This is a genomic window from Flavobacterium quisquiliarum, assembly GCF_019308285.1.
Taxonomy (GTDB): domain Bacteria; phylum Bacteroidota; class Bacteroidia; order Flavobacteriales; family Flavobacteriaceae; genus Flavobacterium; species Flavobacterium quisquiliarum.
On sequence record NZ_WWEM01000017.1, the window covers coordinates 118,932 to 138,069 of the forward strand.

Consider the following 19,138-nt stretch of genomic DNA (forward strand, 5'->3'; position numbering starts at 1 on the left):
TTTTAGAAGAAACGAGGAGTTGTTATTTTACCATTGTTTTTGAAGAACTCATAGCGCAGGAAAATCTCATGTGAGCCAGAATTATAGTTTCTTAGCTTGGTTGTTTCATTGTCATATCCGTAACCAATATACAGTCCGTCACTAATTTGAAATCCAGCCATTGCACTCACTGCTGCATCCCATCTGTAAGCAACACCCAGAGTCAGTTTCTCAAAAAACATAAAATTTGCAGATACATCGACCTGAAGCGGTGCTCCCTCAACCATTTTGGTAAGAACTGCTGGTTTGAATTTTACCTCCTGAGAAAAATCAAAAACATAACCTCCTATTAAATAGTAATTTATTTTGTCTTTGTAAATGGCTACATCGTTATCATTGTAACGGGTAGTCTGTATAAAATTAGGTATTGATAATCCAATGTACGCTTTGTTGGAATGCCAGTAAACTCCGGCTCCAATATTTGGCGAAAAATCATTGTTTATGCTTTGAAGCTGTCTATCTCCAGCGGTTTCGGGATTTAATTTATCAACATCAAGATTAAAAATATCTGCTGTACCTTTTATACCAAAAGAAAGTTTCCATGTTTCTGATGTTGGGATACTATAAGAAAGATCCACAGAAAATTGATTTTCGTTTGTTGGTCCAATTTTATCATTTACCAACGAAACTCCAAGTCCGATATTACTATTGTTAATTGGCGTGTTAATAGAAATTGTATTAGTTTTTGGAGCTCCGTCCAACCCAATCCATTGATCACGATGTAAAGCAAAAACACTTAGAGCACCTCGAGAACCAGCATAAGCAGGGTTTATGTTTATTGTATTGTACATATATTGGGTAAACTGCGCATCTTGCTGTGCATACCCGCTACATGTAACTAACAGAATGACGATTAAAAATAATTTTGTTCTCATAAATAGATATTTATTATTTTAATTATTATCACTGATTTTTTTTAATGTATTGAAAATCAATGCATTCTTTTATTCAAAATTAAGCAAAAAATCAGTTTGTTCTTTTTAATTATCTGTAAAAGAATGGGTTATGTTTGTTTTTGCTAAAATTATCATTTGGATAGGTACAGATATCCATCAAGTTTATTTTCTTGAATAGTGTTGTTTCCGTCCAGTGACTTATAATTAATGATATAAAAATAAGTTCCACTAGGTAATCCGTCAGACTGTTTTATAGTTGTTCTTCCTCTCGAAGTACCATCAAAGAAATTTGTTGTGTTGTTATAATTAATAGTTTCAAAAACTAAGATTCCCCAACGATTGTATATTTCGACAGTATTGCTTGGATAGCAGGTTACGTCATCGATGTTGTCAATTTTAAAAGTATCATTCATTCCGTCGCCATTAGGAGAAAATGCGTTGCGAGGTAAAACATCTCCACAAGCCAATACTTTACAGTCATCATTAACTTCCATATTTAGCATTATGCTTCTAGGACATTTTTCATCAGCTATTAAATATTCAAAAACATAATTTCCAAGTGCCAAACCAAAAGGATTAAGAATATTTCCTTGAAGTGCATTTGAGTTGTTTTTGTCAACCCAAGTTCCAGTAATTGGACTGCCTTCTGGAAGTAAAGTGGTTAGGTTAATCAAAGATGAATCATCAGTACAAGATGTACTGCTAATTTGTGTTATTCCATTTGGAATTACAATAATGGTTACAATAGCTGTATCACAGTTTTGAGAACTTAATTTATCGCATATTCTATAACTGTAAATATAAGTTCCTGCTGGTGTTAAACTAGATACATTTACATTTCCAGCATTATCAATTGTAATATTTGGATTTGTTTTATCGCCATTTTGGGTGATAAGAGTAAAGTCAACTAATTGAAGTGTTGCAAGAACAGCTCCTTTTAAATCATTACTCAATACATTGCCTACAACTCCAAAAGTGTTACATCCTATATTGTTATAAGTGTCATCATTTGCTACGACTGGAGTTGGCGGAGAAGGAGCATCTTGAATAATAACAGTTACAATTGCGGTATCGCAATTTCCAGCATCGGCTTTTTCGCAGATCTGATAGGTAAGGGTGTAAGTGCCTACAGGAGCATTCGCAGCAACGGTTACCGATCCATCAACATTTAAAGTCAATACTCCTTTAGGGTCTGGTGTTACTGTTGTTAAGGTTACATCAGCAGGATTGACTGCAGTATTATTTAGTAAATCATTAGTAAAAACATTTATCACAGTTGTTGCAACAGTTGGCACACTGATTGGTGCAGGATTATCATCATTGGCAACAATAAGAAAGGTTGGTCTTGAGGTACAATATGGATCTGATGGTGGATAGTTAACCGTAATAGTTTCAGTTGGATTTAATGATATTACCAAATTAGCTGTTGGACGTAATTTTTCAAATCCATCAGCACCTTGGACCCATTTATTGTTTTCAAAGATCCATCCCGGCCAGTCAATTCCTTTTCCGGTTCCATCTATAACTGCTCCAGGCCATAATATTCTACCGCTTAAAGCTAAATTTGTCATTGTGGTAATTGTATTGTTGCTGCTGTCAGTCCATGTAATTGTTACATTATCTACAGGAGTGAAATTTACGGGAGTAACCACATAATCAATATACGGAACATCATTAACACATATTGGTGTTGCTGTAACCGTCATTTTTGGTGCTTCGATTGTGATGGTAACCGTTGCGGTATCACAGTTGTCTGTTTGTGTTTTTTCGCAAATTTGATAAACTAAAGTCAATGTTCCTACAGGAGCATTTGGCAGTACATCTACAGAACCATCAGAATTTAGGTGCAAATAATTATTTGGTGTTACAGTTGTTAAGATAACATCAGAAGGATTAATTAAAACACCATCAAGAGTATCATTTGTAAATATATTTATGACATTTGGTGTTGTATGATTTACACCAGCGATAGGCCCAGCATTATCATCATTAGCAACAATGACTTTTTTAACTCTGCAGTCTACGCTAAAAGTTTGAACCAGTTCTGTTTTATTTCCAGCACAATCAGTTAAAGTATATGTTCTAGTTATAATAGAAACATTTCCGTCACATCCGCTATTAGTATCCACTACTGTGATATTTACTGTAGGACTGCAATTATCTGTAGCGTCTTTAATATCAGCTGGACTCCCAGTCGGAATTAAATCAATACTCGCCAAATTGGTTACGTTAGCAGGAGCAGTTCCTGTTGGAGGAGTCGTGTCTTTTACTTTAATAATTTGAGTATAAGAAACTGTGTTTCCTGCACAATCGCTGGTTTTCCAAGTACGAGTTAACGTATAATTAGTTGGACATCCATTCAAGATATCGGATTTTATTTCTGTAAACACAATTGGTAAATCGCCATTACAATTGTCAGAAGCTTGCATTTCTGCTGGTTCAGGAACGGCGTCGCAAGATACTTCAATATCCAAAGGAAGATTGCCTGTAAATGTTGGAGCAATAGTATCTTGAATAGTTATCACTTGTGTGAAAGTATCAGAAATATTACCACAATCATCTGTTACTGTCCAAGTATTGGTATACGTTCCAGCATTGCTGCAATTAGCTGAAGCAACAAACTGACCGTTTACTTTTATAATATTAGTTACGTCTGTGTCACAAGAATCTGAAGCTTCAGGAAATAAAGCCTGTGCAGCTGTTAATGTATTCTGATTACTGCATTCAATAGTTCTATCTAAAGTTCCTGTTTGAGTGGTCCAAGTTGGTGCTGTATTATCTTGTACAATAATAGTTTGGCTGACAGGTAGCGAAGTATTTCCACATGCATCTTTTGCAGTCCAAGTTCTTGTTTTTGTATAAGAACCAGCACAATTTCCAGGTATTATAGTGTCAACATAAGTTAGAGAAGAAATAGTTCCGGTATTATCTGTAGCGGTTGCTTGCGCAAAAATTGGTTCCGCTGGACAGTTAATAGTTGTGGTTTCTGGTAATGGATTAATGATTGGAATAATAGAATCTCCATCAAGAATTGTAAATGATTCGGAAATGGTACATCCATTTGCATCTGTAATTAATACACTGTAATTACCTGTAGCAAGATTAACAGCAGTTGCAGTTGTTTGAACTGGATTTGTATTCCATGAATAAGTGTAACCCGCAGTTCCTCCAGAAACGGTTACCGTTGCAGTACCGTTGTTTCCTCCGCCACAGCTAGCATCTGTTTGGTTTTTTACTACGCTTAAAGCATTTTGAGGCTGTGAAATAGTAACTGTACAAGTAGTAGTGTAACCTAATTTATCTGTTATTGTTACAGTATGTAAACCGGCATTTAAAGCAATAGCTTGAGCTGTGGTTTCTCTATTGTCCCACAGATAAGTATAGTCGCCATTACCGCCAATAGCTGTTACTGTTGCTTTACCAGTATTTTCTCCAAAACATTTTACAGGGCTGTCTTGAGATATACTGCAAGAAAGCACATTTGGTTCAGTTATCGTTACGCTACAAGTTGTAGTACAGCCCTTAGAATCGGTTACAGTTACAGAATGTGATCCTGCACTCAATGCCATAGCAGTCTGTGTAGTTTCATTGTTATCCCACAAGTAAGTATAATTTCCGTTACCACCAATTGGCGTCACGGTAGCTTCTCCATTACTTAATCCATTTGAAGTAACCGCTTTATTTTGCGTGATAGAACAGCTTAAAGCAGTTGTTGGCTGTAGGATTATAACTGAATTGGATTGAGAAGAACAAGAATCTGTTATTGTTAAAGTATAAGTTCCAGCAGGAAGGTTTGAAACTGTTTCTGTAGTTCCTACTTCAACATTTGCACTGTTTTTCCAAGAATAAGTTACAATTCCTACAGCATTTGTTATAGTTCCAGCAGTTACAGATCCAGTGCTGGTTCCAAAACAAGAAACATCAGTTTTAGAAGAATCCCCTAAAGTTAATGCACCACTTGGCTGTAAAATTGTCACGGAATTTGATACAGTAGAACAAGAATCTGTTATTGTTAAAGTATAAGTTCCAGCAGGAAGGTTTGAAACTGTTGCTGTAGTTCCTACTTCAACATTTGCACTGTTTTTCCAAGAATAAGTTATAATTCCTACAGCATTTGTTATAGTTCCAGCAGTTATAGAACCAGTGCTGGTTCCAAAACAAGAAACATCAGTTTTAGAAGAATCTCCTAAAGTTAATGCACCACTTGGCTGTAAAATACTTAGAGTTAATGTTCCTTGGCATCCATTAGCATCTGTTGCGGTAACTTCATAATTTCCAATTCCTAAATTATTTAAAGTTTGAGAAGTACCATTATAAGCTGAACCATTCTTTTTCCATGAATAAGTATAAGGAGCAACTCCACCTGAAGCATTATTTACTGTAATTGATCCCGTAGATTGATTGAAACATTTTACATCTACGTGAGAAGCAGTTACTTCTGTTATTGTAACGGTATTTTTTGTAACCACTACCGGTTTTATATCGAAACAGTTAGACGAATTTGTCCCTTTTATGTAATAAGTGCCAGGACTTGCCGAGCTAAAATTGGTAAGCGGAATTGTTGCCGCTAAATCTGTCCAATAAGTATAAGTTAATCCTGTTGTACTTCCAGCAGTTATACTTCCAGCGGTTAAATCTAATGAAGTTGTTGGTGCACAAATAGGAAGCGGATTAGTTACTACAACCGTTGGTTTTGCATTTACATTAACTACAATAGCTTTTTTAGGACCAATACAAGCATTTGTTTTTCCCTCGGCAACATAATAAGTAAATTGACCTGTAGTTGTAGTTGAAGGAGTTATTGATTGTTGAGCTGTCGAAGTCGCTGTAAGGTAATAATATAATGTGTATTCTGGTTTAGTTGCGACAGCTGTTAATGGAGTTGCAATATCCCCAATACAATAATTTATAGGATCCGTAACTGTAGGCGATGTTGTAATGCTTTCAATAGTAATTGTAAATTGAAAGTAACAGCCACTGCTGGCTCCTCCAGGAGGAATAGCATAATAAGTTGAAGTTCCAACTGTTGCAGGGAACGGATTGTTAATCGTGTATTGAGTTGTAATACCAGCAACTACAGGATAAGCATTATAGAATGTAGACCCAGTAGGAAATGATCCCATCACGTCAGTAACTGGAATTGATGTCATTGAACTGTTACAAAAAGTAAAAGCAATGGTTGGCGGCGTTGCCTGACAATTCGCATTGGTGTAATCCGTTGAATTGATAGTGGTCTGAAGTGGCGCAGCTATAGCAGTTCCTGTACAGCTTCCAGAGTTGGTATAACCTAAGATTAAAGACTTATCAGCTACGGTTACTCCAGAATTAACTCCTTTTCCGCTCAATACACCATTTACTTGAATGGCATTGTTACAGTTTGAGTTTTTAAGTAAAGCACAGTTTTCTGTCGATTTTAAATTGAATGTCAATTCAGCTAAAACAATGTCCGGATTAGAAGGCAGGGGCAATGTACCTATATCCCAAACTATTGATCCGTTTGCGCCAATTGTTGGTTCATAAGTCAATGAATTTGGCGTAGGATCAGGAGAGAAATTGATAGTTTTTCCCAAACTACCGCTAACAAATGTCGCATTGTATGGAATTGGAATTACAATTTTACTGTTTTGTATGGCTTCCGAACCTTTGTTTTTTATTTGTACTTTATAACCAAGTTCCTGACCAGGTAAGACAGTATATGGACCTGTGCCTGCGTTATTTCCATTTATAGTAGTAGCAGTAAGAACCCCTTCAATCTCTGGAACATAAGCATCAACTGCCATTACAATAGAAAAGATGGCGTAAGTATCAACTGTAGATCCGTATCTAAAAGTCGTTGAGGTCTGATTATTTCCAATAAGATCTTTTGCACTATTTGGCAGGTTGAACATGCTAATGTCTACACCTGAATTATTAATTAAATTCGGATTTCTATTATTTCCCCCAGTATTTATGGTGGAATTAAAGAAATTAGTTGCAGTGTTAGCTGAATGAGTTAAGCTTTGGTAATCGCTTGTGTTTAATTTTTGAATCTGAAAATAATCGCCATCATAATACAAGTCACCTTCTCCAGCCATAATACCAAGTTTGATACCAACTGGGCCAGATGTTACAGAATTAAATCCAGAAACAGGAATAGTATAATTTGCAGTTATATTATTATTTACAAAGGCATGACCATCAAAAACAGTAATGTCTCTGTTTTTCATGTTTGAGTTTTCATAAATAACGACCAAGCCCCATCCAGCGTATTTTCCTATCGTACCTCCATCAGCTCCTTCAGTTGCAGCTATATCGGCGGCAAAATATTCACCCACTCCATTTGCTCTTACATAATCGGTAACTTCTGCATAAGCACTGAACATATTATTGTCTGCATTGGTTGGAAAATAAATATCAGTAGCTGTAAACTCAGTATAATTGGTGTTTACTGGACCTTTGAATAAAATTTTTCTTTTATCTAAAGTTTTCGTTACGCCATTTTTTGTTACAGTGAAAGAGTTTGGACTATTAGCAGCATCAGAAACTCTTCCAGTCCAATACAAACCTGCGTAAACGATGTTGTAACAGTTCGTTAGTTTTGCACCATTGTCATTCAGTAAATCCAAAGTCGCTCCAGAAGAATTATGCGTTTGATTATTATTATCCGTGTCAACATAAACCATTGGATTAGTTCCATTAGGTTCAGTATCACTATAATTTTGTAATGTCAAATTGCTATTTCCAATCATCGTAAAATCTCCTTTAATTTTATAGATTGTTCTAGCGGGAGAATAAGAAGAAGTTCTTTCTTTAAACGGTTTTATTACTTGCGCATTCCCTTCATTAATACCAATAATTAGGATTAAAAAGAAATTAAAAACCGTAAAACATTGAGAGTAGATTTTTTTCATAGTAATAGTTTTTTAATTATCCGCCTATAGATATTTTGTAAAGAAGAACATATTTTGAAGTATCGTTTTGGATCAGATTATTGATCGCAGCTGGAGTTGTCGCAATTTTTGAAATAATGATGATATATTTTAATTTTTCAAAACCAGAAAAAGAGCTCAAATCGATAGACTTGTTTAAATCTGCTGCTTTTTCAATTTTAATCGTAACAATCTGAATGTCGTTTTTTAAGGAAACCGAAGTATTTAGGCTGTTAATAGAATTGTTATCCGTGAATAAAGCTGTTGGCTCATTACCATAAGTTTTTATTTCACCCGAAGAAGCATAAACTGCAGAATGTAAATCATACAGTAAATGTTTAAGATTACTAAGCTTAGAATCCTGTCCAGAGTTTTCTAAGTTCGTTAAGTATGAATCCACATTTTCAATTTGACCAAATGAAAAATTTGTTATTAAAAAAAACAAAAGAAGAAAAATGTTTTTTTGAAAAATGTTCTTTTTGAAAGAAAAAATAAACTTACAATTATTAACAAATTTTACTGCTTTTTCAAGAGTAGATTTAGCTCTCATAACTCAAAGATTTTGTTTTAATGTATTTAAAGTATTTTAACAGAATCAAAGTTATATAGTCCGTTTATTTTTGATTTTTTTTCTCTGCAACTAACCTAAAAACTCGTTGAAATGATCTTTTTTAACAAAAAATAGCGATAAAAAGCATTTTTTTTAACCTAAAAAAGTGAATTTTTTAATGTGTTTTTTTTTGCTTTTTTGATGAAAATTCGTTCTTTTGAAATATTGTAAATACTTAAAAATCAAATATTTGGTTAATTTTTTGCAAATTTGGAGAATATCGACTAAATGCGGATTTCATAGATGAAGAACACAAAATCAAAAAATAGAATCAATTTTATTTTATCAAAAAGTTAACCTTTTATAAAAGAAACTTACTTGTTAAAATTTTTATATAATGTTAACAGAAATAAAAAAAAGAAATGGTTTAAAATATCTTTTGTACATTAGAAGTTATATAAAAATGAAAGCCTTCTTATCTAGGTTTCTAAATTTAACTGCTTATGAAAAATCTTATTTTAATACGTCATGCTAAATCGAGTTGGGAAGCACCTTTGAAAGATTTTGATCGTCCACTAATGAAGAGAGGAATCTTAGATGCACATGATGTCTCATTAAGTATTTCCAAATACATTCCTAAAACTTATATAATTTGGAGCAGTACTGCTGCCAGAGCAACAGAAACCGCTTTGATTTTTGCACAAAATCTTTCTTATCCTTTAGAAAGTATCGTTTTTAGAGACGATTTGTACACTTTTGATGAAAGACAGCTCGAAAAAGTTATCAAATCGTGTGATAATAGTTTAGAAAGCGTTATTCTTTTTGGACATAACGAGGCTATTACAAATTTTGTTAATAAATTTGGAGATGTTTTTATAGAAAATGTTCCGACTTCAGGCTTTGTCTCGTTGCAATTTGATGCCGACAGCTGGAGCACGATAGATAAAGGCAAAACTCATAAAACTATTTTCCCCAAAGATTTAAAATAATAACAGTGTACGAACAGAAATATATCGATAGAGAAAAAAGCTGGTTAGCGTTTAATGCAAGAGTACTTCAAGAAGCTGCGGACAATACGGTTCCGCTTTTAGACAGACTACGTTTTGTTGGAATTTTTTCAAATAATTTAGATGAATTTTTTAGAGTTCGATATGCGGCCATCCGACGATTAAGTCTCTCGGGTATTTCTGGTGAAAAATATTTGGGTGGTATTTCTGCACATCAATTAATTAAAGATATTACAGAAATTGTAATTCAGCAACAGTCTGAAAGCTTACGTATTCTAGGGAATATTGAAGCTGAGCTTGAAAGAGAAAATATCTTTATTATAAACGAAACTCAGATAACACCAAAACAGGAATGTTTTTTAAAAGATTTTTATAATCAAAAATTAAGTCCAGAATTGGTAACAATCATTTTAAATGATTTGGCAGTTTTTCCTGTATTAAAAGATACTTTGGGCTATTTAGCAGTTCGTTTAGAATTAAATAACGATGAAGTTCGCTATGCTTTAATCGAAATTCCGAAAAACATAAACCGATTTGTTGTTCTTCCTTCTGAAGATGAAAAACAATATGTTATTTTAATTGATGATGTGATTCGTTTTAAACTGAAGAATATCTTTAACATTTTTGATTACAAGACCGTTTCAGCTCATATGATCAAAATTACTCGAGATGCACAGCTGGATATCGATAGTGATTTGAGTAAAAGTATGCTTGAAAAAATTGCTTCATCTGTAAAAGACCGTCGTATTGGAGAACCTGTTCGTTTTATTTACGACAGCTTGATTGAAGATGATACACTGCGTTTCTTTTTGGATAAAATGAAAATTGTTGAAACCGATAGTATAATTCCCGGCGGAAGATATCACAACCGTCGTGATTATATGAGTTTTCCAAATCTAGGGCGTTACGATTTATTGTATAAACCAAATGAGCCTTTACCAGTTCCTGGTTTAAGTTTGGATGGAAGTATTTTAGAAAAAATCAGTAAAAAAGATTATTTGGTGCATGCACCATATCAATCATTTTCATATCTAACTAAGTTTTTACGTGAAGCTGCCTTAGATCCAAAAGTAACAAGCATTAAAATAACTTTGTATCGTTTGGCTAAGAATTCTCAGATTATCAGTTCTTTGATAAATGCAGCTAAAAACGGTAAAAGAGTAGTGGTTCAGATTGAGCTTCAGGCACGTTTTGATGAAGCTTCGAATATTTCTTATGCAGAGCAGATGCAGACGGAAGGAATCGAATTGATTTTCGGAATTAAAGGCCTCAAAGTACACAGTAAAATTTGTGTAATTGAAAGAACTGAAGATGGTAAAAACCGTCGTTACGGCTTTATTTCTACTGGAAATTTCAACGAATCGACTGCGAAAATTTATACAGATGTAACCCTATTTACCTGTCATCAGGGAATATTGAAAGACACCTCGAAAGTATTTGAATTTTTTGATATCAATTATAGAGTTCACAGATACAAACATTTAATTGTATCCCCTCATTATACCAGAACCAAATTTATAAAACTGATTGATCGTGAGATTCTGCATGCTCTGGCTGGAAGAAAAACACACATAAAGTTAAAAATGAATAGTTTGTCCGATTTTAAAATGATCGATAAATTGTACGAGGCAAGTAATGCAGGGGTTAAAATCCAGCTTCAAGTAAGAGGAATTTGTTCGTTGATTCCAGGAATTCCAGGAATGAGCGAAAATATTGAGGCGATAAGTATTGTTGATAATTATTTGGAACATTCAAGAGTTTATATTTTTGGAAACGCAGGTTTAACAGAAGTGTATATTTCTTCAGCTGATTTCATGACTCGAAATTTGGACGGAAGAGTCGAAGTAACCTGTCCAATATATGACCTTGAAATTAAAAAAGAGCTCATAGATAATTTCAATCTTGCTTGGAAAGGAAATGTAAAAGTAAGATACCATTCTTATAAATTAGATAATAAGTATAAACCTAAAAATCATCATGCCCCGTTTAGAGCGCAATTTGAGACTTATAAATATTATCAGAATAAAATCGCCGTACTTGATGAGATTCCTCAAAAAGTAAATTAATAATAAATACCAATTTCAAAATCATAAAGTGAGCATGATTAATATTAGGAAGTTTGCAGCAATAGATATCGGATCAAATGCCATGAGGCTCCTGATAGCTAACGTTGTAGAACAAGATGGAAAAGAACCACAGTTTAATAAAAGTTCCCTTGTTCGTGTACCAATTCGTTTAGGACAGGATGCCTTTACAGTTGGAGAAATTTCACCAGAAAATATAGATCGAATGGTTGATGCTATGAAAGCATTTAACCTTTTGATGAAAGTACATAAAGTAGAACGTTATATGGCTTTTGCTACTTCAGCAATGCGTGAAGCTTATAATGCTAAAGAAGTTGTAGCTTTAATTAAGAAAAAAGCCGATATTAAAATCGAAATCATTGATGGTAAAAAAGAAGCGGCTATTATTGCTTCAACCGATTTACATCATTTAATTAAATCTGACGAAACGTATCTTTTTGTGGATGTTGGAGGTGGAAGTACGGAGTTTACACTTTTCTCTTCTGGAAAAATGATTACTTCAAGATCTTTCAAAGCGGGAACCGTTCGTTTGTTGAATAATATGGTGCATGATGTGGTTTGGGATGAAATCGAAAAATGGATTAAAACCAATACAGCAGATTATGAAGAGGTTACCCTTATCGGGTCTGGTGGAAACATCAACAAGCTTTTTAAAATGTCTGGAAAACAACAGGAAAAACCGCTTTCATACATTTATATTAACTCACAATACGCTTTCTTAAATTCATTGACATACGAACAGAGAATTGCCGAATTAGGATTAAACTCTGACCGTGCCGACGTAATCATCCATGCCACAAGAATTTATCTTAATGCGATGAAATGGAGTGGAGCACGCCAGATTTATGTTCCTAAAATCGGACTTTCTGATGGTATCGTAAAAGCGATGTATTACGGTAAAATTTAATATTTAAAGTTTTTTAATAGCCACAAATTCACGAATTATTTAAAAATATTAATTCGTGAATTCGTGGCGAATATTTTTTATATGAAATCCATTTTTCAGTCAATCCAGAATTTTTCAAATGAAGAATTAGATCTTTTAGATGATTTAATAACTTTTCGTATGTTGAAAAAAGGAGAACTTTTATTGACTGAAAGTCAGGTTTGCAATGAAATTGTATTTATAAAAAAAGGAATTTTACGTTCCTTTTTTTTAAATCATAAAGGCGGCGAAATTACCAATTGTTTTGCTTTTGAAAATGAATTTATGGCATCTTTCGCCAGTTTTATCACTCAGGAAAAAGCAGAAGAAAGTGTTCAGGCTTTAGTCGATACCGAATTAGAAATTTTAGATAGAAAAGCTTTAGAAAAACTATATCAATCGGGTTTTAACTGGCAAGAAACGGGAAGAAAACTAACGGAATTAGAATTTGTAAACCTACATAAAAGAATGGTTTCTTTTCAGAAATTATCTGGTGCGGAGCGTTATCAAGAACTATATAAAAATCATCAGAACTATTTACAGTTAATTCCGTTGCAATACTTAGCTTCTTATTTAGGTGTTAGTCCAAGACATTTAAGCCGAATCAGAAAAGCAGTTTTGTAATTTTTTGTTTCTCGCAGATCTTGCAGATTGAGCTGATTTATAAAAATTAAAGAATTTCTATAGATTGGTTAAAAAAATAATCTGCCGAATCTGCAAGATCTGCGGGAGAATAAAAATCAATGCTTTTTGGGACATTTGTCCAGTAAAATAAAAGCTATAAAAAGTATTTTTGAAAAAACATAAACATGAAAAAAATACTGATTATAAACGGACATCCAAATCCTGAAAGCTTCAATTTCGGAATTGCAGAATCGTATAAAAGTGGAGCAATAGCTTCTGGAGCACAAATTGAAACGATTACGATAGTTGATTTAAAATTCAATCCTAATTTACAGTTCGGTTACCAAAAACGTACTGAATTAGAACCAGATTTACTCGAATCTTGGGAAAAAATCAAAAGAGCCAACCATTTGGTTTGGATACATCCCGTTTGGTGGGGCGGACTTCCAGCAATAACAAAAGGTTTTATTGATCGATTATTTCTACCTGGAATGGCTTTTCAATACAGAGAAAATTCAGTTTGGTGGGATAAATTATTAAAAGGAAAAACGGCACATATTATTACCACTTTAGATCAGCCAAGTTGGTATTACAGATTGTTTTTCGGAAGACCGAGCGTTAATCAATTAAAGAAATCTACTTTAGAATTTTGCGGTGTAAAACCAGTAAAAGTGAGCTACATCGGAGTTATAAAAGGTTCAGAAGAAAAGCAAAGAAAAAAATGGCTGGAGAAAGTCTGCAACTTCGGACTACAGCAAAAATAGTTTTTTATGATTTGCAACTAATAAGCTTTTTTTAGAATTGAAATTCGTGTAATTAGTGGCAGATATTAAAAAGAATAATAATCATGTGAAATCTAATCCAAATGTAGATCGTAAAAGTTCAATGTTTGGATTAATTTCTAAGAAACGATTATATCGATCTTGATCATTGAAAGCTCTTATCGTTTGAATCTCTTCGTTTACAATTATATCAATGGTAATATCATGGTTATGTAAATGTCCTTTTAAATACCCTAATAATCCATTCATTTGGCTTTCAAAATCTAGTTTAGAACCTTCATTTGGAAGTTCGTAGGTAATTGTTGTTCCATTTAATACTGGATCGCTGATCAATAGAATCGACTCCATGATCTTAAGTCCCTTTTGACCTAAACGTTCTGCATATTTGTTCCAATGGAGACGCATATCAGTTTCGTTAAATTCTTCGGTTAGAAAAGCAGTAGTAGGTTTAACGTACGATTTACTGCTGGCTTCCATTTCTTTTTTCTTGCGGATACTGGCTAGAGAAAATGCAGAAACCTTTGGCGTATTATCTGTTGCTGTCTTTGGAGTTTCGGGAGTTTGAACTTTCGGAGGCTCTGGACTTACGGAAGCAGTTTCGGTACGTTGAACACTTGAGTTGTTATTGCCATTGTCATTTTGATTGACATTAACATTACCATTTGTTTTTTCTTCAGAACTTGGAATTTGAGGTTTTACACTTGGAATTTCAACAATCGAATAGCCTCCGTTTTTAAAATAAACGGGTGGAATTATGAATTGCTCAACTTTTTTTTTTCTCCATCAAAGTTGATAGAGGCCAATTGCATCAAGCATAATTCAACTAAAAGTCGTTGATTCTGACTTAATTTGTATTTTAAATCACAGTCATTTGCAATATCAATTCCTTTTAATAAAAATTCCTGAGAACATTTCTGTGATTGTGCAGCATACATTTGCTGTGCTTGTTCTCCAACTTCTAATAAAGCAATAGTCGAAGGCGTTTTGCTAACTAATAAATCTCTAAAATGAGAAGCCAGTCCAGCAATAAAATGATGACCGTCAAAACCTTTAGCCAAAATGTCATTGTAAGCTAATAAAAGCTTTGGAATTTCATTTTCTAAAAGTAAATCAGTAATCGAAATATAGGTTTCGTAATCTAAAACGTTAAGGTTTTCGGTTACGGCTTGACGCGTTAAATTAGTACCGCAATAAGAAACTACACGGTCAAAAATAGATAAAGCGTCACGCATGGCACCATCAGCTTTTTGAGCGATAATGTGCAAAGCGTCATCTTCAAAATTGATTCCTTGGCTTTCAGCAACGTCAGCTAAATGTTCTTTAGCATCTTTTACGGTAATTCTTTTGAAATCGAAAATCTGACAACGAGATAAAATCGTTGGAAGGATTTTGTGTTTTTCGGTTGTTGCTAAAATGAAAATAGCATGTTTTGGCGGTTCTTCTAATGTTTTAAGGAAAGCATTAAAAGCGGCCGAAGACAACATATGAACCTCGTCAATGATATATACTTTGTATTGTCCGGTTTGTGGCGGTATTCGAACCTGATCAATTAGGTTACGAATATCATCAACAGAGTTGTTTGATGCAGCATCCAGCTCAAAAACGTTAAAAGCAAAATCTTCGGTAGGATCATCATATCCAGGCTGATTTATTTTTCGAGCCAAGATACGGGCACAGGTTGTTTTACCAACTCCACGCGGTCCAGTGAATAAAAGAGCAGAAGCCAAATGATTGGTTTCAATAGCATTCAACAAAGTGTTAGTAATGGCTTTTTGTCCCACAACATCTTTAAATGTCTGAGGACGATACTTACGCGCCGATACTACAAATTGTTCCATATTCTTTTTTATTCGATAGCAAATATAGTCTGAAAATTACCAAATCACAAATCTGAAAATCATAATTATTTTGAAGATTTTTTAAGTGGATTGAGTATTAGTTAGTAAAACAATTTTTAGTAGATTTTTTATTTTTTTAATTATAAAAAATGTCAACTTTTTTGATGGAAAACTTTTTTCGTACTAAATAAACTACTTTTTTAAGTAAAAAAATGTAATATTTGTTGCAATAATAAAATTTGAAGTCTATTTTATCTACATAAGTCATTTATAATGAAAGAACTAATCTTGTTTTTTTTTGTTGTTTTTCAATTTGTTTGTTTTCTCCCAAGAAGTTAGGATTAAAAAAAATGAGGTTTTACCACATGATCTTGATTTTACGGGTCGAGTAAAAAAGATTACGATTACAGATTTTATTTCGAATAAACAGAATACTAATGTAGATTCGGTTCGAGCTATTTCTGAAACTAATTTTGCTAAAAATGGAAAGATTGAATTGGTTAAGAGTTATGTTAGTTTTTTGAATAATTCATGGAAAATTATCGAATTAGATAAACTGGAAAGAATAACAAAAATTTCTTTTAAGAGAGGAGATTCAATTACTAATCCCATTAAACAGTATTATAGTAATGATTCAAATTTTCCAGATTCTACATTGATTAATACGGACAAAAATTATAAGGAGAAATATGTAAATACATTCAACAATAAAAAGGTTGTTAAGTATGAATATTTTGTAAATGATAAGTTGAAAGACTTTAGAATTTATAAGTATAATGATAAAGGACAGCTGATTGAAGATTTTTATACAAGTACCGAGAATGATTCTGATCAAACTCTGATTTCTAAAGAAGCCGATAATGGAGTAATGTTATCATTTTATCCAGAAAGAAAAATTTTCTATGAATATGAAAAGAAAAAGGATACTATTATTACTATAACAATCAGGCCAAAATTTGCCATGAAAGAAATTAGAAAAAGCCTTAAAAAGCCCAATTTTAATTTTGAAATCTTTGAAAAGTATGAAAATAATATTTTGGTTAAGAAAGAAATTACAACAACACTAAAAGATTCTATTTCAGAATTTCATTTTCGATATGATGGTAATGGACAGATAGATAGTTATTATAATACTTTTACCAATCCAAGAAAAAGAATTACAAAGTATACTTTATCAAAGAATGATAAAGAGAGCTTATATATAGTTAATATTGATATTGTTTATGATAGATTCAAGAATTGGATAAAAAAAACTTATCTAATAAATGATAAAATTAGCGGTATTACAGAACGAAAAATTGAATATCATTAAAATTCAAAAAATCTATTTTTATAATTTTAGACAAATAATTTTATGAAACAATACCATTATAAAAACAACATTCTTAATCTAAAAGTAAAAAAATCTCCATTTTTGGTTCGATTAGTAATGTTTTTGCTTTCCTTTTCCTTTTTTGTTTTTCCAATATTTGGAGCGATTTTTAGTGTGGTACTTGGATTTGGTTTACATATTGGCTTTTTTATCGGAATCGGAATATTTTCTCTTTTAGGTTTTTATCTTCTCAGAATGTCATTATGGAATACTTATGGCGAAGAAACTATTTCTTTTTTTGATGATAGAATTATTTACGAAGCCAATTACGGCTGGTTTAAAGATGGGAAAAAAGAAACAGTAATTTCAAATCCGAATTTCTATGCTGTGCCAGCTGGATATGAAGAAGATAACGTAGGTGTTTTGATTATAGCTTCCGATGATATACAGGTTGAATCTGTCGTGAAAATGCCGATTTTGCAATTGGAGGAATTAATAAAAACACTAACAAATTCTAATTAAGAAAAACTATAGTTATTCATCAAATTATAAAAATACAATGGCAGTATATTTCAATATTATAATCCCTTTTGAAAAGTTTATTTCTGAGTTAAGAGATATAATCAATAAGAATGCTGTAAATCTTTATGCAGAATATTTAAATGGAAAAAAAGGATTTTACTACGAACTTATTGATCCGAAAAGCGATAACATAACCTTTTTCTCTAATCAAGATTATCGTGGTTTTTTCTTTTCTTCTAAAGCTTTAGAAATAAAAGATGGAAATCTAATTTTAGGAAAAACCAGTAAAAAAGACAGAATCAGTTTTTATGATGATGCACTTTTTGATTATTGTATTGAAGGAAAAGGAGGTAGAGAAGATCACGATAATATTGAAATAATCAAATTAAGAATAATCAGTAAAAATCCAGATAAACAGATTGCAAAATTTTACAATTCCTTACAGAACACTTTAAAAAAGACTGAAGGTGCAAATACTGGATTGTTGATTGAGAATTATTTTGACAGCAAAGTTTTTTATTTTAAAACACATAAAAACATGCTCTCCGATTTTGATAAAAAGGATGTCAAATATTCATATCAAGATTAAGGTTGTAAATCACCTGTTTTATGTAGCTATTAATTTATTTTTACTAAATCAAGACTTCAGACCTCAATTTTACTGGGAAAGTTATAAAACCATAAGTATATCCTATAATGTTTTGGGTTTTAAACTGTTTAATTTTAGATTGTTAATTATTTAAAAGGAAACGTTATGAAATTCAAATCAATTTTATTAGGAATGAGTCTGTGTATAGCTTTAGTATCTTGCAAGCCCAATGATGCAGATATCGAAAAAGCAATCACTGAAAAATTAAACGATACTCCAGAAATCCAAGTTTCAGTTCATGATGGTGTGGCAACTATTACAGGGACTTGCGAAGACGAAATTTTCAAGAAAAATATCGAGAAAAGCGTTAGATCAGTAAAAGGTGTAAAATCTGTTGTAAATACCTGCGAATTGGCCAGAGCTAATCAAGAACCTGCAGCTGCTGCGGTTGTAATCAATCCAGACACAGAATTAGATAAATCCGTACATAAAGTTGTTGATGCTTATGATGGCGTTAGTGTAACGGTTGTTGGAGGTGTTGTAACGCTTTCGGGAGAAATTAAAAGAGACAAATTACAGCCTCTTATGCAGAGCATACAAGAATTGAAACCGAAAAAAGTAGATAACAAATTAATTATAAAATAAATTGTTATGAGTTTAAAAGATAAATATAAAGAGGTGATAGATTTGGCTTCTCAGCTGGAGGCAACAAATTTAGAAGTAAGAGAACAAGATAATGTGTTGTATATCGATGGCATAGTAAAATCGGCAGAAGATAAAGAAAAACTTTGGAACGCTTACGGAACAATTGATCCAGATTACAGATCTGCTGATGTTGTAATGGATATTAAAGTTGCAGAAGGAATTTCAAAAGAATATACAGTTAAAAGCGGTGATTCACTTTCGAAAATCGGAAAAGAATTTGGAGTTTCCTGGCAGACCATTTTTGAAGCCAACAAAGATGTTATTTCAAACCCCGACTTAATTCAGCCAGGCTGGAAATTGAAGATACCAACAACAGTATTGTAGTTTTACTGTTTTAAAAGCCCTCTTTATGATGGG

15 protein-coding genes are annotated in these 19,138 nt (G+C 32.8%); 10 read left to right on the forward strand and 5 right to left on the reverse strand.

Going from position 1 to position 19,138, the window contains the following annotated elements; genetic code table 11:
* Window positions 1-2: 2 nt before the first annotated feature.
* The 3 genes from GSY47_RS06900 to GSY47_RS06910 all read right to left on the reverse strand — a co-directional run bounded on the left by GSY47_RS06900 (window position 3) and on the right by GSY47_RS06910 (window position 8,243).
* Window positions 3-914, reverse strand: a complete 912-nt coding sequence (locus GSY47_RS06900; RefSeq protein ID WP_179005033.1) for a PorP/SprF family type IX secretion system membrane protein — start codon at window positions 912-914, stop codon at window positions 3-5.
* A 152-nt stretch (window positions 915-1,066) separates the two neighbouring features.
* Window positions 1,067-7,825 (reverse strand): T9SS type B sorting domain-containing protein, encoded by a 6,759-nt coding sequence (locus GSY47_RS06905; RefSeq protein WP_179005035.1) that lies wholly within the window; start codon window positions 7,823-7,825, stop codon window positions 1,067-1,069.
* Between the two features lie 16 nt (window positions 7,826-7,841).
* Complete coding sequence (locus GSY47_RS06910) at window positions 7,842-8,243, reverse strand: hypothetical protein (protein WP_179005037.1); 402 nt, start codon at window positions 8,241-8,243, stop codon at window positions 7,842-7,844.
* A gap of 653 nt (window positions 8,244-8,896) precedes the next feature.
* Between GSY47_RS06910 and GSY47_RS06915 the strand changes: the two genes are divergently transcribed.
* The 5 genes from GSY47_RS06915 (at window position 8,897) to GSY47_RS06935 (ending at window position 13,797) form a co-directional block, all read left to right on the forward strand.
* A complete protein-coding gene (locus tag GSY47_RS06915) occupies window positions 8,897-9,382 on the forward strand; it encodes a SixA phosphatase family protein (RefSeq protein WP_179005039.1) in 486 nt (161 codons plus the stop codon).
* A gap of 5 nt (window positions 9,383-9,387) precedes the next feature.
* On the forward strand, window positions 9,388-11,466 hold the full coding sequence (gene ppk1 / locus GSY47_RS06920) for a polyphosphate kinase 1 (protein WP_179005041.1): 2,079 nt from the start codon (window positions 9,388-9,390) through the stop codon (window positions 11,464-11,466).
* Between the two features lie 34 nt (window positions 11,467-11,500).
* On the forward strand, window positions 11,501-12,391 hold the full coding sequence (locus tag GSY47_RS06925) for a Ppx/GppA phosphatase family protein (RefSeq protein WP_109194131.1): 891 nt from the start codon (window positions 11,501-11,503) through the stop codon (window positions 12,389-12,391).
* Between the two features lie 81 nt (window positions 12,392-12,472).
* The gene (locus GSY47_RS06930) at window positions 12,473-13,033 is read left to right on the forward strand and encodes a Crp/Fnr family transcriptional regulator (protein WP_179005043.1); all 561 of its coding nucleotides are present in this window, start codon (window positions 12,473-12,475) and stop codon (window positions 13,031-13,033) included.
* A gap of 185 nt (window positions 13,034-13,218) precedes the next feature.
* Window positions 13,219-13,797: an NAD(P)H-dependent oxidoreductase gene (locus GSY47_RS06935; RefSeq protein ID WP_179005045.1), complete on the forward strand. Its 579-nt coding sequence runs from the start codon at window positions 13,219-13,221 to the stop codon at window positions 13,795-13,797.
* Between the two features lie 81 nt (window positions 13,798-13,878).
* Here GSY47_RS06935 and GSY47_RS06940 read toward each other — a convergent pair whose 3' ends face one another.
* Together GSY47_RS06940 and dnaX are read right to left on the reverse strand one after the other, a co-directional pair.
* Window positions 13,879-14,292: a DNA polymerase III subunit gamma/tau gene (locus GSY47_RS06940; RefSeq protein ID WP_179005047.1), complete on the reverse strand. Its 414-nt coding sequence runs from the start codon at window positions 14,290-14,292 to the stop codon at window positions 13,879-13,881.
* Between the two features lie 275 nt (window positions 14,293-14,567).
* Entirely contained in the window at window positions 14,568-15,653 is a 1,086-nt protein-coding gene (dnaX, locus tag GSY47_RS06945; protein ID WP_091493057.1) for a DNA polymerase III subunit gamma/tau, read from the reverse strand.
* A 298-nt stretch (window positions 15,654-15,951) separates the two neighbouring features.
* On the opposite strand from dnaX, the gene GSY47_RS06950 reads away from it, so the two are divergent.
* From GSY47_RS06950 to GSY47_RS06970, 5 genes are all read left to right on the forward strand, one after another.
* Window positions 15,952-16,965, forward strand: a complete 1,014-nt coding sequence (locus GSY47_RS06950) for a hypothetical protein (protein WP_179005049.1) — start codon at window positions 15,952-15,954, stop codon at window positions 16,963-16,965.
* A gap of 42 nt (window positions 16,966-17,007) precedes the next feature.
* Window positions 17,008-17,487: a hypothetical protein gene (locus GSY47_RS06955; protein ID WP_179005051.1), complete on the forward strand. Its 480-nt coding sequence runs from the start codon at window positions 17,008-17,010 to the stop codon at window positions 17,485-17,487.
* A gap of 37 nt (window positions 17,488-17,524) precedes the next feature.
* Window positions 17,525-18,076, forward strand: coding sequence for a hypothetical protein (locus GSY47_RS06960; protein WP_179005053.1), 552 nt, complete (start codon window positions 17,525-17,527; stop codon window positions 18,074-18,076).
* Between the two features lie 165 nt (window positions 18,077-18,241).
* Entirely contained in the window at window positions 18,242-18,721 is a 480-nt protein-coding gene (locus GSY47_RS06965) for a BON domain-containing protein (protein ID WP_179005055.1), read from the forward strand.
* A gap of 6 nt (window positions 18,722-18,727) precedes the next feature.
* Window positions 18,728-19,105, forward strand: a complete 378-nt coding sequence (locus GSY47_RS06970) for a LysM peptidoglycan-binding domain-containing protein (protein ID WP_109194124.1) — start codon at window positions 18,728-18,730, stop codon at window positions 19,103-19,105.
* Window positions 19,106-19,138 lie beyond the last annotated feature (33 nt).